Annotated in this window: 15 protein-coding genes; 8 read left to right on the forward strand and 7 right to left on the reverse strand. The window is 44.9% G+C overall.

Annotation, left to right across the window (positions count from 1 at the left end):
* Positions 1 to 24: 24 nt before the first annotated feature.
* The 5 genes from EHO57_RS05150 (at position 25) to prfB (ending at position 6,563) form a co-directional block, all read left to right on the forward strand.
* Complete coding sequence (locus EHO57_RS05150) at positions 25 to 423, forward strand: iron chaperone (RefSeq protein ID WP_135646201.1); 399 nt, start codon at positions 25 to 27, stop codon at positions 421 to 423.
* 143 nt (positions 424 to 566) lie between these two features.
* On the forward strand, positions 567 to 3,215 hold the full coding sequence (locus tag EHO57_RS05155) for a valine--tRNA ligase (RefSeq protein ID WP_135646200.1): 2,649 nt from the start codon (positions 567 to 569) through the stop codon (positions 3,213 to 3,215).
* Between the two features lie 14 nt (positions 3,216 to 3,229).
* On the forward strand, positions 3,230 to 4,501 hold the full coding sequence (gene purD / locus EHO57_RS05160; protein ID WP_135646199.1) for a phosphoribosylamine--glycine ligase: 1,272 nt from the start codon (positions 3,230 to 3,232) through the stop codon (positions 4,499 to 4,501).
* A gap of 2 nt (positions 4,502 to 4,503) precedes the next feature.
* On the forward strand, positions 4,504 to 5,349 hold the full coding sequence (locus tag EHO57_RS05165; RefSeq protein WP_135646198.1) for a hypothetical protein: 846 nt from the start codon (positions 4,504 to 4,506) through the stop codon (positions 5,347 to 5,349).
* 110 nt (positions 5,350 to 5,459) lie between these two features.
* Entirely contained in the window at positions 5,460 to 6,563 is a 1,104-nt protein-coding gene (gene prfB / locus EHO57_RS05170) for a peptide chain release factor 2 (protein ID WP_135646197.1), read from the forward strand.
* Positions 6,564 to 6,590: 27 nt separating this feature from the next.
* Here the strand turns inward: prfB and EHO57_RS05175 are convergent, their stop codons facing one another.
* The 4 genes from EHO57_RS05175 to EHO57_RS05190 are packed head-to-tail and all read right to left on the reverse strand — an operon-like array spanning position 6,591 to position 9,911.
* The gene (locus EHO57_RS05175) at positions 6,591 to 7,178 is read right to left on the reverse strand and encodes a TetR/AcrR family transcriptional regulator (RefSeq protein WP_135646196.1); all 588 of its coding nucleotides are present in this window, start codon (positions 7,176 to 7,178) and stop codon (positions 6,591 to 6,593) included.
* The gene (locus EHO57_RS05180) at positions 7,175 to 7,846 is read right to left on the reverse strand and encodes an ABC transporter ATP-binding protein (protein WP_135646387.1); all 672 of its coding nucleotides are present in this window, start codon (positions 7,844 to 7,846) and stop codon (positions 7,175 to 7,177) included. The genes EHO57_RS05175 and EHO57_RS05180 overlap by 4 nt, the downstream gene beginning before the upstream one ends.
* Positions 7,846 to 9,093, reverse strand: coding sequence for an ABC transporter permease (locus tag EHO57_RS05185; RefSeq protein ID WP_135646195.1), 1,248 nt, complete (start codon positions 9,091 to 9,093; stop codon positions 7,846 to 7,848). Before EHO57_RS05185 ends, EHO57_RS05180 begins: the two co-directional genes overlap by 1 nt.
* On the reverse strand, positions 9,093 to 9,911 hold the full coding sequence (locus EHO57_RS05190) for an efflux RND transporter periplasmic adaptor subunit (protein ID WP_135646194.1): 819 nt from the start codon (positions 9,909 to 9,911) through the stop codon (positions 9,093 to 9,095). The genes EHO57_RS05185 and EHO57_RS05190 overlap by 1 nt, the downstream gene beginning before the upstream one ends.
* A 262-nt stretch (positions 9,912 to 10,173) precedes the next feature.
* On the opposite strand from EHO57_RS05190, the gene EHO57_RS05195 reads away from it, so the two are divergent.
* On the forward strand, positions 10,174 to 10,545 hold the full coding sequence (locus EHO57_RS05195; RefSeq protein ID WP_135646193.1) for a DoxX family protein: 372 nt from the start codon (positions 10,174 to 10,176) through the stop codon (positions 10,543 to 10,545).
* An 11-nt stretch (positions 10,546 to 10,556) separates the two neighbouring features.
* Positions 10,557 to 10,919, forward strand: coding sequence for an MmcQ/YjbR family DNA-binding protein (locus tag EHO57_RS05200; protein ID WP_135646192.1), 363 nt, complete (start codon positions 10,557 to 10,559; stop codon positions 10,917 to 10,919).
* Here the strand turns inward: EHO57_RS05200 and EHO57_RS05205 are convergent.
* The 3 genes from EHO57_RS05205 to add form a co-directional block, all read right to left on the reverse strand.
* A complete protein-coding gene (locus tag EHO57_RS05205; RefSeq protein ID WP_135646191.1) occupies positions 10,909 to 12,270 on the reverse strand; it encodes an adenylate/guanylate cyclase domain-containing protein in 1,362 nt (453 codons plus the stop codon). The two genes, EHO57_RS05200 and EHO57_RS05205, sit on opposite strands and share 11 nt — an antisense overlap.
* A gap of 138 nt (positions 12,271 to 12,408) precedes the next feature.
* Entirely contained in the window at positions 12,409 to 12,960 is a 552-nt protein-coding gene (locus EHO57_RS05210) for a GyrI-like domain-containing protein (protein ID WP_135646190.1), read from the reverse strand.
* Between the two features lie 105 nt (positions 12,961 to 13,065).
* A complete protein-coding gene (gene add / locus EHO57_RS05215) occupies positions 13,066 to 14,400 on the reverse strand; it encodes an adenosine deaminase (protein ID WP_135646189.1) in 1,335 nt (444 codons plus the stop codon).
* 119 nt (positions 14,401 to 14,519) lie between these two features.
* Here add and EHO57_RS05220 point away from each other — a divergent pair, with 119 nt between their 5' ends.
* Positions 14,520 to 15,716 carry a DegT/DnrJ/EryC1/StrS family aminotransferase gene (locus EHO57_RS05220; RefSeq protein WP_135646188.1) on the forward strand — a complete coding sequence of 399 codons (1,197 nt, stop codon included), beginning with the start codon at positions 14,520 to 14,522 and terminating at the stop codon, positions 15,714 to 15,716.
* Positions 15,717 to 15,722 lie beyond the last annotated feature (6 nt).

Below are 15,722 nucleotides of genomic sequence, written 5' to 3' on the forward strand. Positions count from 1 at the left end.
GCCCTGCCCTAAGGTAAAAACTCTATGCTACTTTATGCTTTGGTCCCCACATTGCCGAGATTGGAATGCGAATCCGATCCGGATGTGGAGAACTATATAAACCAAGCTCCTATCTCTAGAAGAGAGAATATCCGGGGTTTAGTTGAATCTCTTAAGGACGAATTCCCGGACTTGAGAGAAGGTTTGAAATATGGAATGCCTACTTTCGAAAGGAATGGGCGATGGATCGCATTCTCTAATCATAGGAATCATCTGTCCGTCTATTTCTGCGAAGAGTCCTTTGTGAGGGCCTTTCGATCCAAGTTCCCGGAGGCAGAAACAGGTAAGAACTGCATCTTCCTCAGAGACAAAGAGAAATTTCCGACCGCTTATCTAAGGACCTTATTAAAGAAGACATTACAGCAAAGAGCAAAGGCCCGATAAGCCTTTCTCCTTCTTATGACTCGTATTGGGGAAGGCCGTATCATACGGCCTTTTTTGTTTTATTCCTTCAGATCCGCCCGAATACCGAGATCAGTACGACTTGACCTCTTCCTTTCTCGGAAAATTCTATCCGAACGAAGGCCATGAAGAAGCAAATCAGCGATCGTTACGAACCTACAAGCGTTGAACCCAAATGGATCTCTCTCTGGGAGACTAAGAAAAGTTTCGAACCCGACTTGAACGCGAAGGAATCCTATTCGATCGTGATCCCTCCTCCGAATGTAACCGGAAGCCTTCATATCGGTCACGCACTCAATCATACCATCCAAGACATTCTGATCCGGATCGAACGTAAAAAAGGAAAGTCCGCTCTTTGGGTTCCGGGCACAGACCATGCCGGTATCGCCACTCAGATGGTGGTAGAAAGGGAACTCTTAAAAGAAGGAAAGAAAAGAACCGATTTCACTCGAGAAGGTTTCGAAGCCAAGGTCTGGGAATGGAAGGAACACTCCGGTGGATTGATCCAAAACCAACAGAGGCTCTTGGGCGAATCCGTGGATTGGTCTCGTTCCAGATTCACCATGGACGAGGGACTCTCCAAGGCAGTATTCAAAGTCTTTAAAACTCTTTACGACGAAGGACTGATCTACAGGGGAGAAAGGATCATCAACTGGTGCCCTAAGACCCTGACTGCGATCTCCGATCTCGAAGTAGAATACAGAGAAGTTAAAGGAAAGTTATATCATCTCCGTTATCCGATCGCCGGACAAAAAGGCAAATACGTAGTCGTAGCGACTACAAGACCCGAGACAATGTTTGGGGACGTTGCCGTTGCAGCTCATCCGGACGATGAAAGATATAGATCCTTCCAAGGTGCGGAACTGGAACTGCCTCTTACCGGTAGAAAGATTCCCTTATTATTCGATTCTTTTGTGGATAAGGAATTCGGATCCGGACTTGTAAAGATCACACCGGCTCACGATCCGAACGACTTCGAAGCTGGACAACGTCTAGGACTCAAGCCACTTCTGGTAATGAACCCGAATGCCACTTTGAACGAGAATGCAGGCAAGTATGCCGGCATGGAAAGATTCGTAGCACGTAAAAAGGTGATAGAAGATCTACAGGCATTGGATCTAGTCGAGAAGATAGAAGAGCATACTCATTCCATAGGTCATAACTCACGAGGCGGAGAGATCATTGAGCCGTATCTATCTACTCAATGGTTTTGTAAAATGAGATCTCTCGCAGATCTCGCAGTAGAAGCAGTGCAGTCCGGTGAAACCGAATTCGTTCCCAAACTCTGGGAGAAGACATTCTTCGAATGGATGAATAATATTCGGGACTGGTGCATCTCTAGACAATTATGGTGGGGACATAGAATTCCTGCATACCATTGCAAGTCCTGTAAACATATAGAAGTTTCCGAAACTGCGGTGACCACTTGTCCGAAATGCGGTTCCAAAGAAGTGGAACAAGACACAGACGTTTTAGATACTTGGTTCTCTTCCCAACTTTGGCCTTTCTCTACCTTAGGATGGCCGGAGAATACTCCTGACTTACAAAAGTTCTATCCTACATCAGTGCTCGTAACCGGATTCGATATCATCTTCTTCTGGGTCGCAAGAATGATCATGATGGGGAAGAAGTTCACAGGCAAGGCCCCGTTCTCTAAAGTGATCATCCACGGTCTCGTTCGAGATAAGGAAGGAAAGAAGTTCTCTAAGTCTGTCGGAAACGTTGTGGATCCTTTGGACATGATGAGCAAGTACGGAACGGATTCTTTCCGTTTCTTCTTAGCGGCCACTCTTCCGGAAGCGAGAGACGTTCTGTTCGATGAAAGCCGCTTGGACGGATATCGTTCCTTTTGCAACAAGATCTGGAACTCCAGTCGTTTCATCCTAATGAACTTAGAAGAGAACTGGAAGCTCGAAGACTTAGAATCAAAGTACGCTTCTAAATTAGAGCCCATGGACAAATGGATCCTTCATAAATTCAATGAGACTTTGGCGAATTACGAAAAAGCATATTCCAAATTTCTGTTTTTCGAAATGGCATCCCAGATCTACGACTTCGTATGGGGAGATTTCTGCGACTGGTACATAGAACTAGTTAAGCCTCGTATTTACGGCAAACTGGGAGAAGAATCCCAAACAGTTGCAAAGCAAGTATTGGCAAGCATCCTGATCAAAGCATTAGGATTATTGCATCCTTTCATGCCTTTCTTAACGGAAGAGATCTACGAAGTGTTCAGCGAGGGAGATTTCCTGATACAGTCCCCCTTCCCCACGTCTTATTCGGTTTCCGGAGAAGATGAGGGAGTTCTCAAAACGATCATATTACAAGAAGCTGTTACACAAATCCGGGTCCAAAGAGCGGAGAACGGAGTCCCTCTGGACAAGAAATGTAAGGTGATCCTGAAATCTTCCCATCCTTTGGTAAAATCCGCAGTGCAAGACTTCGAATTCTCCATTCTTCAATTGGCTCGTTTGGAAAGCATAGAAGTCGCAGCAGAATATACCGGCGAAAAAACAGACTCCGTCGGAGCATTCCGTCTAGGAGAAGTCATTCTTCCTTTGGCGGGAATGATAGACTTCGAGAAGGAAAAGGCAAGGATCACAAAAGAACTCGAAAAAGTCAGACAAGAAGAAGAGAAACTGGCTTCTAAACTCGGGAATGAGAACTTCTTAGCCAAAGCCAATCCGGACGTGGTAGAGAAGGAGAAGGAAAAACTCAAACTTCTACAAGAGAAGAAAGACGTTCTCCAAAAAGGTCTGGAAAAACTAGGATAAACAAAAGTAATATTATGTCTAAGATCCTTTTAATCGGCTCCGGGGGAAGGGAGAGTGCGATCGCATTTAAACTTCGCCAATCTCCCAAATTGACCGCTTTACATGTATTTCCCGGGAACGGAGGATTTCCGGATCCGGAGATCCTTCCTGCTAATTCTTTCGATCTGAAGGATAAGTCCTCGGTCCAGAACTTCATCAAAAAAAATGAATACGATCTAGTAGTCGTCGGCCCGGAAGATCCGCTTGTAGACGGGATAAGCGACTGGTTGGCGGAGATCGGAGTACCCGTATTCGGTCCTTCCGGCTATTGCGCTCAGATCGAAGGCTCCAAAGAATTTGCAAAATCCTTAATGTTAGAAGCGGGAGTACCGACCGCAAAGTACGCATCCTTTACCGATTACGATTCTTCTCTTGCCTACGTAAGAAAAGAAGGAGCACCCATCGTAGTCAAGGCGGACGGACTCGCAGCAGGCAAAGGAGTTACCGTCTGCACGGAACTTTCTCAAGCAGAACAGGCATTAAAGGAGATCTTCTTAGATCATAAATTCGGCAAGAGCGGATCCAGAGCAGTCATCGAAGAATTCATGGAAGGACAAGAGGCTTCTATCTTCGCGATCAGCGATGGAGAGACTTATTTCACTCTTCCCGCAGCACAAGACCATAAAAGAGCGTATGACGGGGACCAAGGGCCGAACACAGGCGGCATGGGAGCCTACTGCCCGGCGCCCATCGCTAGTGAAGAAGTATTACAAAAAGTGAATACTCTGGTCTTTCAGCCTATGTTCGAGGCATTTCGCAAGAAAGGCCACCCTTACAAGGGTCTTCTATATGCAGGATTAATGATCGATACGAAAGGCGAACCCAAGGTAGTGGAGTTCAATTGCAGGTTCGGTGATCCGGAAACCCAATGCGTACTACCAATGTTAGAGGGAGATCTGATAGAGATCTTTATGGCGTCTGCCAAAGGGGCATTGAAAGGAGTAAAAACAGGTTTGCGCTCCGGAGCTTCCACCGTAGTAGTTTTGGCCGCGGAAGGTTACCCCGATTCTTACGCAAAGAATATTCCCTTGGATCTTCCTAAATCCGAAAATAAAGATCTAGTAGTTTTTCATGCAGGCACTTCAAAAAAGGATGGAAACTTGGTATCTACGGGTGGCAGAATTCTAGGAATCTCTTCTTACGGTAAGGACTTACAGGATTCTGTGGATAAAGCATATGCTTATCTCAACAGTTTCCGGATCTCTAAGACCTTCTTCCGTAAGGACATTGCAAAAAAAGCCCTGTAGTCATGCCCTTTTTAGTTTCCGGAAATATTGATTTAGTAGATCGACCTAGTCTTCGCAAGTTGGAGAAACATCTAGGCATCATCTTATCTTCTCATCAATATCCTTTAGAACAGTACAATTTAATTCGCAATTCCTTAAAGCAGAGATTGGATTCGGATACGTTAGTCCGAGCAATGACCAGAAAAGAACTATTATCTTTTATTTATATTCTTACTCAATTCGGAGATGTGGTCCAAGGAGAGACTCCGCAAGAGTATCTGGATGTGGAAAACGTTCCTGTCATCATCGAATGGCAAAAGGGTCACTTCATGATACCTTACGAAGTATTGGATTATCTGGCTCAATCCAGAGTGTTCAGGAACCAAAACTACCTATTTGCATTGATCCCCGCACTTCCCAGTAAAGAGAAAAAGGCTTGGTTGGAATGGATCGGAGCAGGTTACGGAAGGACCTTCCCGAGAGAGATCAATCACGAGTTATACTACCAGTGCAGACATCTGCAGAAACCCTTCCAAGGCAAGAGCTTAGTCCAAGAGGAATCCATTCGATTGGAACAACTCTGGGCCCCTGGCAAGCATGAGACCGTAGACTGGTTCTATAAAGGGATCCTTCCCTTCTATTCCTGCATGAAGGAACTCCAACGCGTGGAAAGGGATCCCTTCCTTCTGCATGTTTTGGATCTGATCCGTTCGGGAAAACTTGTCCTAAAACGACTCCCGGAAGAATTTGGTAAAAAGGAAGATTACCAGCTCGTATCGACTGTCGAAGGAAACACTCCTCAACTCAGGGATACGATTTTCAGCTGGGAAGAAGCAAGAGAACAGAGCGAAGACTTTCTCTTTCGATAAAGATCTTCCCTTACAAACTTAATACGCGCCGCATTTACCTCCGTTAGATCGCGACCCGACTCGGCGCATTCCGAATTTAGTAACAAAAGGATTTTATAATATATCCAGCTATGGAAGTCAGAAACGCAAAAGAACTAAAGCGCCTCTCCAAGGAACTGCAAGAAAACTTTTTAAATCGATGGAAACTTCTCAACCTGGACAAGGACCAGGATCAGCTCAAATCCTTCAACGATCGAATTGCAGAGCCTAGTTTCTGGGATAATCCGGATCAGGCAAAATCGATCAGCCAAAGAAAGACCGAGTTAGAAAGAAAGCTTAATCCTTGGATCTCCATTCGCAGGGATATATTAGATTTTCCCGATCTAGTAGAACTCACCTTCGAAGAGAAAGGAGAGGATGGAGTAGACGAACTCAGTTCCGATTACCAAAGACTGAAAACCGAATTCGAAAGACTCGAATTGCTGGGTGCGTTGAACGAACCGGAAGACATGAAACCTGCTTTCTTGAATATACATCCGGGCGCTGGTGGGACCGAAAGCCAGGACTGGGCGGAGATGCTCTTTCGGATGTATTTGAAATACTTCGATAAGAAAGGATATCAGTACAGCGTCGTTGATTTTCAAGAAGGTGACGGTGCAGGAATCAAGAACGCGACCATCCATGTGATCGGCGATTTTGCTTACGGATTCCTAAAATGCGAGAATGGGGTCCATCGGTTAGTCCGTATTTCTCCGTTCGATGCAAATAAGCGCAGACACACTTCCTTCGTATCCGTACACGTAAGTCCCGAGTTAGACGATGACATTGATATCAAGATAGAAGACAAGGATATCAGAGTGGATGTGTATCGTTCCTCCGGAGCAGGTGGTCAGCACGTTAACACCACAGACTCCGCGGTCCGTATCACTCATATTCCCAGTGGCATCGTGGTTGCTTGTCAAAACGAAAGATCCCAGATCAAGAACAGGGACACTGCCTTTAAAATGCTGAAAGCTAGATTGTACGAACTGGAGCAAGAAAGACTCAAGGACGACTTAGAAAAGAAATCCGGAGAAAAGAAGGACATTGCCTGGGGAAACCAGATCCGTTCTTACGTATTCCATCCTTATAATATGGTCAAGGATCATCGTACGGATCATGAGACTGGGAATGTGCAAGCCGTAATGGACGGGGACATAGAACCATTCATCATGGCTTACTTAAAAACTCTATAATGTTTCTGTAAAACCTCAATGGTCGGCTCAGGACCGTTTTTTTCTGGCCGATCCTTTTCTCTCTTGAACACCTTCTAAGAAAATGTTTACTATCGCTTCGAAGGCTGTCGTATTCGAATAAGGGCTTTGGAATAAATAGGTCGGATTCAATACCCCGTCCACTGCGGCGATCAGGATATCGATGGTCAACTCAGGAGTGATATCCTTACGGATCTGACCGGCCTTCTGTCCTTCTCGCAGTAGATCGGAAAGACTGAGTATCCTTTGTTTTCTAAATTCCTTCATGGTATCGAAAAGATCGGGACGAGCGGTCTCCAAATCCTTTGCAAATGTCTTAGACATCTTAGAGCCCAAGTCGGAGATAAAAAACAGGATTTCCTTGAGTCTGTCTATCGGGTCCCTATTTCGATCCGCCAATACTGCGTTGAATTTTGCCTGTACCTTAGATCTCATCAGTTCGAACACGGAATCGATCAGCTTCTCTTTAGTATCATAATATTTATATAATGTTCTTTTGCTGATCCCTATATGTTTAGCGATCTGATCCGTATTTGTCTTAGCAAATCCGGAAGACAGAAAAAGAAGAAAGGTTCTTTCTAGTATCCTATCAATCATTTTTCTCTTCCGTTGGAGATCTTGCCATCCACCAGTCTTATCTGTCTCTTGGCAGACTTGGCGAAGTCGGGATCGTGGGTCACCATGATCACCGTAGTTCCATCCGAATGATTGATATCCTTAAAGATATCCATTACGACCTTTGCATTTTTCGAATCCAGCGCTCCTGTCGGTTCATCCGCAAAAAGATATCTAGGCCTCATCACTAAGGCTCGAGCGATAGAAACCCTTTGCATCTGTCCTCCGGAAAGTTGAGAAGGGAGATAGTTCAACTTATCTCCCAGATCGAATCTCTTCAGTAATCGGATGGCCTCTTCTCTTTTTTCCGGAAGCTTTCCCGCTTTGAGTGCAGGCATTAATACATTCTCTAAAGCGGTAAACTCAGGAAGAAGGTAATGGAATTGGAAAACGAAACCCATATGACGATTCCTGAATGCATGCAATTCCTTCTGATCAAGAGAATGTATATCTTTTCCATCTATGCTAACTCTACCGCCACTAGGATCGTCGAGACTGCTGATCAAATACAGGAGGGTACTCTTTCCCGAACCGGACTTTCCGGTTAGGGAAACGAATTCTCCCGCACGTATCTCCAGGCTGATCCCCTTAATGACCTCGGTAGGAGGCTTGCCGAAACTCTTTCGTATTTCTTCGATCAATATACTCATCATTCCCCCCTGATGATCTCGATCGGGGATAATTTACTCGCGGATCTGGCGGGAAAAATGCTAGCGATCAGGGTAGCGATGAACGCCAATAAAAATGCCTGAAAATAAATGGGGAACTCGAAGGAGACCATCATCATTCCCGACTTGGTTTGCATGAGTGGGTTTGAAAAAGATACATGCTCTAACCTTCTGCAAATCAGATAGCCCAAGAGCATTCCGCAAATTCCTCCTGTAACCCCCAGCAGCAACCCTTGTATTAAAAAGATCGTAAGGATATCGGAAGACTCGAAACCCATAGATCGGAGAATAGCGATCTCCCTTCTCTTCTGCCCTATAACGATGTTTAGAATATTATAAATCCCGAATCCTGCGACTAGTAGGATTGTTCCTACGAGAGCGTATCGGATCGCGTCTTGCATCTTAAAGAGAGAAATAAATGTGGCGTTTACATCTTCCCAACTCTGCACTTTCACGTCTCCTTCTCTCTCCCATTCCCTTGCTTTAGGAGTGGCTCTGGAAACATCCTTCAATCGGACTGCGATATCGCTGATCCGATTCGGGGTCTGGTTTAGATTTTGGACGTCCGCGAGATTCGCATAGGCAGAAGTGTCGTCTATCGCCTTGTTTCCCATTTGAAATGCGGCGACAATCTTGAAAGGGATCGGTTCCGACTTGCCTGTGCTTATGTATACGGTATCAGAGATCCTCGCTCCCAAAAGAAGTCGTAAGCCTTCTCCGATCACGAGTTTGTTTCCGCTTTCCATGATATCCAAGAAATCACCTTGGATGATATTCTCTTTGATCCGAGCCACCTTAGATTGAGCTTCCGGCTTGACGCCGATGATCCTACCCGCCTCCGAGATCTTTCCCTTTCGATAGATTACCTTGGTCTGCAATTGGGAAGAACTCGCCTCCACTTCGGGATCCGAACTGACTTTCTTTTGCCAACCTGCCTGGTTCTCTATCTCTTCGCTATCCCTTCTCCCGGAAGGAGGAACAGACCAGAAAGGGATTTCCTTAGAGCGGAACAAAACATTATCCAGATCCTTCTCTCCGATGATCTTCACCTGAGAAGAGATCCGGATATGAGCATCGTTGTTCACAAGCTGATCGATCAGATACTCTCGTAAACCTAATAGGATCCCTGAGATCACTATATAAGCGGTAGCTCCCAAAACGATCCCGAGCAATGTCAGAAAGGTTTGGCTTTTACGAGCGGACATTTGCCGAAGAGCGATGAAGAGCATTAGTTATCCCCCAGCAATAGAACCTTGTCCCCTAGTTTTACTTCTCCTGAGATAAGTTCCGCGTATTCCGAGTTTACGAGCCCAGTTCGGATCTCTTTGGTATTTACTTTACCATTTTCTAATATATTGATCTTTCCTGAGCTGATCCCTTTGATCGGCACAAGGATCACATTCTCTTTTGCAGAGGTCTGGATCGCAACATCCGCAGTCATACCAGGAAGGATCTGCGGGGGAATATTTTCCGGCGTGATATGTACTTGAAATTGTCCGTCTGCAGGATAAACGGATCTTACCTCTCCGTTAAAGTTTTGCTCCCCTAAAGCCTCGAAACGGATCCTCACTTTTTGTCCTTTCTGGATCTTGACCGCCCCCTTCTCTTCCAAAGAAACGATCAGATATCTTTTTCTAAGATCCATAACGGTTACAACCGGAGTTTGCGGGACCACAGTTTCTTTCGTTTCGTACGCAACCTTGGTGACCACTCCATCCAAAGGAGAGCGCATGGTCCCGAAGCTATCGAACTCTACGAGAGGAGTTCCTTCTTTTACTTGATCCCCTTCTTCCACAAAGATCTTACGAATGGAAGAAGGAACTGCCACTCTCAGATGATACACATCGGAAGAAGTCACCGTTGCAAGACCATAAACGGATTCGATAATGGAACCTTGTATGATCTCGGAGACATCCTTGTGGGAATTCCTAGTTCTCCAAAACAAAACAATTAAGATGAGAAGAATAGGAACTAAGGCAAAAACTAAGAACCTTGGTTTGGCTCGGACCAATTCGTTCCATTTCGTAAGCTTCTCCGGAAAATCCATACGCACCGTCCTTCTTCCATTCAGACGAAGCCGGTAATACAAAGTAAACTATTTTATTGTATTTTAGTTTACTTTCGAAAATGACAGATTGGCATAAATTTAGAAGTGGGAACTCTTTTAGATCGACTTGGACCTTCTCCCAAGCTTTCGGATCAGAACGAAGTCTAATTCAACTTATACGGAAAAAGACTGTAACGCAGACCTTTAAGTTCATACTCGACATTTATCAACTAACAGATCGAATCTGGAAAAAGAGGACTCTATGAGCAAAAAAACAAATCAGATACTGTATTGGGTGATCACCGCTCCGATCATTCTTGGAAATTTATTCGGCGCTTATGCGTATACTAGCCAGAACCCTCAGGTCTTGGAAGGACTTGCACATCTAGGTTACCCAGGCTATATCACTTATATCTTAGGGCCAGCAAAAGGCTTAAGTGCACTTGCACTTCTTTATCCTAAATTCCCAAGACTAAAAGAATGGGCGTATGCTGGGATCACATTTAACGTGTTAGGTGCAGGGTTTTCGCATCTATTGGCAAAAGATCCGAACTATCCAACTCCGTTTATTATGTTGATCCTTACTACGGCTTCTTATGTTCTTTGGAGAAGACTAGAAGCAGCGAAAGCTTAATTATTAGGTCAATGCCTAAGAAAGTCGATCATTTAGCCAGAGTCCGAAAGATCTGTCTTGCTCTTCCCGAAGTCACCGAGGTGGATGCTTGGGACGCTCCTACATTTCGGATCAGATCCAAAATGTTTGCGATGTATCGGGTCAACCATCATGGAGACGGTAGGTTGGGACTTTGGTTAAAATCGACTTTCGATCAGCAAGAAGCTCTATTGGAATTTGATCCGATCCGATTCTTCAAGCCTGCATACGTAGGACCAAGGGGTTGGATCGGACTCCACCTCGACAAGAACTCCGACGAAGAGATTCGCTTTCACGTAATCGAAGCTTACAAATTGGTCGCTCCTAAAAAATTATTAGAAAAATTTAATATATAGAAACTGGCTCCCGTCTCCCGAACCTCTTTCCATATTCTTCCCAGAACTTTGCATTCGGATTGCGAGGATTCCGTTTATCCCTATATTCCTTTTTTAATCCGAGCAAGAAGAACATAGCGGTCTTTTCCTTGTTCTTGACAGGAAGTTTCCCTCTGGACTTGAACTGAAAGAAATCTTTCGTCAGATCCACAACGGATTGCGTTACGTTTACTTTTCCTGGCTCACTATTGGATTCCATTCGACTTGCTAGGTTGACCGTATCCCCCCATACGTCGTAAGAGAATTTTCTGGCACCGATCACTCCCGCCACCAAGGGTCCCGAGTGAACTCCAATCCTTGCCTTCCAATTCGGTCCCTTCTTCTTTAATTCGGATAGTTCGTCCAAACGTTCGAGCATTTCGAGAGCTGCCAATAAACTATCGATCGCATGAGAGGATCGATAAGAAGGAACCCCTGCCACGCACATATATGCGTCCCCGATCGTTTTCAATTTCTCTAAATGATGGGTTTCGCTGACAGAATCGAAATGACGAAAACAGAAATCCAGTTCTTTGACCAGGTCGTTGGGAGTCAGCTTCTCCGCAATGGAAGTAAATCCATAAAAATCGGTGAATAGTACTGTGGCCTGAGAAATAAACTTAGGTTCAGCGCTACCGTTCTTCTTTAACTCCTCCGCGGTTTCCCTAGGAAGAATATTCAATAAGAGTAATTCTGTTTTTTCTTTTTCTTCCTTGAGAGATTGATCGGCACTCCATGCAGCTTGGGCAAGCTCCTTGCCTATAAAGGAAAACCAGGCTACCACCAACACCAAGCTCGTGAAATAGAAATAAACCTGGTACTTCGGGTCCAAATGAAAGATAGGTTCGTAAAAGTAAGGAATGATATGAACAGATACGAATAATAAGGCCAAGGCTCCTTCCATCACATAGATGAACTTTTTTTCTTCGGGAGGGAAAATATAAAAGGGAAGAGTAAAACTCGCGAGTATATATAGATCCAAACCCGCACTCTGAGGAAGAATACGGGAGATCATAAAAAGCTGCACTGTACCAACGACGGAAAGTAGGATCCTTGCAGTCTTATGGAACCCATTCATATTAAAGAAGAGAACCAAGATATAACCGAGAGCGTTCAGAGACCAAAAAGAATAGAACCAGATCGGGAACATTAGTCCCAAGAACGTAAAGAGAATATAATATAGTATAGAGAAGACAGCGCTGATCAAGACGACCGCATTCGTAGCTACAACGTATTTGGCTCCGGGTCCTGTCCCAGCACCAAGATTCAAGAGCCGTTTCCAGATCCTTTCCGGGACACGGCAATAATAGAACCAGGTTCGTAAAACGCGCATAGGCGACAATCAGCTCTGACTTTTCGGAAATTGAAAATCCCTATTTATCCGAACAAACAAAATTCGAATGGAACTTTTAGAACTTTCTCCTTGGAACCCAAGATCCTGGATGCCCGCAGAAACTCCTTCTTCGGGAATTCAATCCAAAGAGAAAAGATATTTGGAAGTCTTTTCTACCTTAGGTTCGTAGATCTCCATGGAAGACTTTCCCTCCATACTGCAACCTCTGTCCATACAAGCCTTTGTCAGCGCAGGATAGACCTTAAAGATCCCCAAAAAGATAGAAACAAAACTCTTGAGAGGAAAATCCGCAGTAATGTATTTCTTTCTCTCGATAGTTCTATATTTTAAAGGCAAGGAAAATCCGGAAGGGATCTCAGTGAGAGGCTCCGAGAAGAGAGCACCTACTTCGCATCTGAGTTTTTCCTCGGGGACAGTATTCGGATTATCCTTATAGATCCCGAAAAGTTTATAATTCTTGATCCCCTTTGCCGGGAATTCCTTTTGAATAACATCGAAGGTCTCACTTACATTTCTATAATTCCCTACTCGATCATGAGATAGAACATAGAAAGGCCCTAAGGTTTCTTCCTTCACTTGAACCGGATCGAACGCACCCAAATGATAAAAATAGCCGAGCCCAGAAAGGAGAAGAAGGGCAATCACACCGAGGAATATCTTTAACTTCATAGTAAACTCCGGAATGGAATTCTAAGCGAAGTCTGATATCGATTGCAAGAAAGATTTTGACTGAGTTCCGAAGGTTTTCAGTAGTAAAAGAAAGGGAAGGGAGTTCTATTTCAGGCTGGGTTCTAAAAGACCGTACTTTTCTTTTACCTTTTTGATCTTGGTTTCCATGTCCTTCCACAGAGATTCTTTTTGAGGATGGAAGGTAGAATACACTCCTTGACGGATCAGATCCACGATCTCATCCAAGGAGAAGTCCAAGAATCTCCAGAGTTTAAAATACTCATACGTAAGGTTTACATTGAATATTTCAGGATCGTCCGTATTGATACAAAGAGGAAGGCCTTGGTCGTAATAATAACGAACAGGGTGATTCTGCTCCTTACGCACATACTTTCCGGTAAACACGTTAGATGTCACACAAATCTCTATCGGGATCTTATGTTCTCTCAGATAATTCACGAGTTCCGGGTCTTGGATAGCGGAAGTTCCATGACCGATCCTTTCGGCCTTGCATAATTCCACTGCTTCCCAGATTGCCCAAGGCCCATCATCCTCTCCGGAGTGAGCCACAGTCCTGAGTCCTGCTTCTCTCGCCTTTCTAAAGACTTCTGCGTAGTCTCTGGCCGGTCCCATCAATTCGGCGCCGCCAAGACCGATCCCTATAATTTCCTTTTGCTTGAGCTTCAGAACACGATTCAAATTGTTCATCGCGTTCTCCGGACCGAAGGAACGGGAAACATCTACTAGGATCTTGATCTCTATTCCGTCCTTGGCCTTCTCTTCTTTGATCCCTTCAACAAGTTGATGGATCATCTCTTCGAAATCGAGACCGTTCTGAATGAACTTAGAAGGAGCGAAGAATACTTCGGTGTATAGGATATTGTTTGCGCGCATGTACTCCGCGAGACTTCCTACAAAGTAGTATAGATCTCCCGCTTCCTTGACCAAACTTTGGATAAAGAAAAATACTTGGATGAAGCCGTTCAGATCCTTGAAATTGAATTTGGCCTCGAAATCCTCTTCGCTGAGTTGGATGCCGTTCTTTACCATCAACTTCTTCATCGTCTCCTTGTTCACACAGGCTTCGAGATGAAGATGGATCTCCGTCTTAGGCAATTCCCGAATAAGATTAATAACATCCTGATCCTGGAGCTTCTTGGAAGAAAGGTCTGCAGGTTCTAAAAGAGAGGAAGCTGTCTGACGGCCCGCCTCGTACGCATCCGTATCACCTAAGAGCCAGCGAGGAGGATCGGTGATCTCCAGATCCAAGAGACGGATCCGTTCGTTGAGTAGGTTATTGATCTGTTTGTCGAAAGAAATTTGAAGAGAAGAGGAATACGGCCTGTCGGCAGGCAGCCTGCTCTTGAGACGGTTTAATTCCGAGACATCCCGATCCAGGATCCGAATTCTATCTAAAATTTCCGCGAAGGATAAACCCACGGGAGCAGGGTAAGTAAAACCCCTTCGGATTTCAATTCCTAAAAAGATTCCGACGGTTTTCCCCTTATCTTTTCCGAAATTCCGCCGATCCTAAAAGAAGCGTCGGAGGATTTTGTCGCATGATCACAGCAAGAAAAACGTTTTTACCATTCGCACTCCCCTTAATTTCCGAAAAGGCGATAGAAGAAGTGGCGGCGGTACTGCGTTCAGGTTGGATCACGGCAGGACCAAAGGTAAAAGAATTCGAAGAAGAGTTCGCAAGATATTGCGGAGCGGATTTCGCTCTTGCCATGAACTCTGCGACTGCCGGTCTGCATTTGGCATTAGAATCCATAGGGCTCTGCTCGGAAGACGCAGTCCTTGTTCCTGCAGTAACATTTACGGCTACCGCAGAGACAGTTTGCTATTTTGGTGCTGAACCCATTCTCACCGATGTGGATCCGATCTACAACCTGATGACCCCGGAGACCCTGAAGGCTACGATCGAAAGAGAGTGTGTCTTCTCCAAGGGGAACCTGATCCATAAGAAAACCGGAAAAACAGTAAGAGCATTGATGCCAGTGCACCTGGCAGGAGCGGTCTGTGATATGGACGAGCTCAATTCTCTCGCAAGGGAATATCATCTTTACGTAATAGAAGATTCCGCTCATGCATTCCCCGCAACACATAAGGGAAGAAAGATAGGAACTCACGGAGACTTTACGGTTTTCAGTTTCTACGCGACTAAAGGCATTACTACCGGAGAAGGCGGGATGGTCACCACCCGACATGCACACTTCGCGGAAAGAATGAAATTGATGAGACTGCACGGGATCAACCGAGAGACTTACGGACGTCCCGGCTGGTATTACGAAGTGGTTTCTCCCGGCTTCAAATACAATATGAACGATATCGCAGCTGCCATCGGGATCGTGCAATTATCTGAAGCGGATGAGCTCTGGAGAAGAAGGACCCAGATCGCAGAGATCTATCGTTCCGAATTCACACAATTACCATTTTTACATTTGCCCTTACCCGCAACCGACGGAGATCATTCTTGGCATTTATTCAGAGTTGAAGTAGACACCGTACCAGAAAAGATCAATAGGGATATCCTGAGCGCAGAATTACATAAAAGGAATATAGGCTCTAGCCTACATTTCATTCCTCTGTACGAGCATCCGTTCTACCAAAGATTCGGATTCGATCGGAAGAATTATCCGAACGCGGATGCAATGTATAAAAAGACCCTTTCTCTTCCCTTATTTGCAGGAATGACGGATTCGGATATTGAGGATGTTGTGTCTGCAGTAAAAGAGATCTTTACGGATCTGTAAGAGCAG

The organism is Leptospira langatensis, from assembly GCF_004770615.1.
Classification (GTDB): Bacteria; Spirochaetota; Leptospiria; order Leptospirales; family Leptospiraceae; genus Leptospira_B; species Leptospira_B langatensis.

Coding starts and splice junctions, on each gene's coding strand:
- EHO57_RS05150 (WP_135646201.1), top strand. CDS start 25: ATGCTACTTTATGCTTTGGTCCCCACATTGCCGAGATTGGAATGCGAA.
- EHO57_RS05155 (WP_135646200.1), top strand. CDS start 567: ATGAAGAAGCAAATCAGCGATCGTTACGAACCTACAAGCGTTGAACCC.
- purD (WP_135646199.1), top strand. CDS start 3,230: ATGTCTAAGATCCTTTTAATCGGCTCCGGGGGAAGGGAGAGTGCGATC.
- EHO57_RS05165 (WP_135646198.1), top strand. CDS start 4,504: ATGCCCTTTTTAGTTTCCGGAAATATTGATTTAGTAGATCGACCTAGT.
- prfB (WP_135646197.1), top strand. CDS start 5,460: ATGGAAGTCAGAAACGCAAAAGAACTAAAGCGCCTCTCCAAGGAACTG.
- EHO57_RS05175 (WP_135646196.1), bottom strand. CDS start 7,178: ATGATTGATAGGATACTAGAAAGAACCTTTCTTCTTTTTCTGTCTTCC.
- EHO57_RS05180 (WP_135646387.1), bottom strand. CDS start 7,846: ATGAGTATATTGATCGAAGAAATACGAAAGAGTTTCGGCAAGCCTCCT.
- EHO57_RS05185 (WP_135646195.1), bottom strand. CDS start 9,093: ATGCTCTTCATCGCTCTTCGGCAAATGTCCGCTCGTAAAAGCCAAACC.
- EHO57_RS05190 (WP_135646194.1), bottom strand. CDS start 9,911: ATGGATTTTCCGGAGAAGCTTACGAAATGGAACGAATTGGTCCGAGCC.
- EHO57_RS05195 (WP_135646193.1), top strand. CDS start 10,174: ATGAGCAAAAAAACAAATCAGATACTGTATTGGGTGATCACCGCTCCG.
- EHO57_RS05200 (WP_135646192.1), top strand. CDS start 10,557: ATGCCTAAGAAAGTCGATCATTTAGCCAGAGTCCGAAAGATCTGTCTT.
- EHO57_RS05205 (WP_135646191.1), bottom strand. CDS start 12,270: ATGCGCGTTTTACGAACCTGGTTCTATTATTGCCGTGTCCCGGAAAGG.
- EHO57_RS05210 (WP_135646190.1), bottom strand. CDS start 12,960: ATGAAGTTAAAGATATTCCTCGGTGTGATTGCCCTTCTTCTCCTTTCT.
- EHO57_RS05220 (WP_135646188.1), top strand. CDS start 14,520: ATGATCACAGCAAGAAAAACGTTTTTACCATTCGCACTCCCCTTAATT.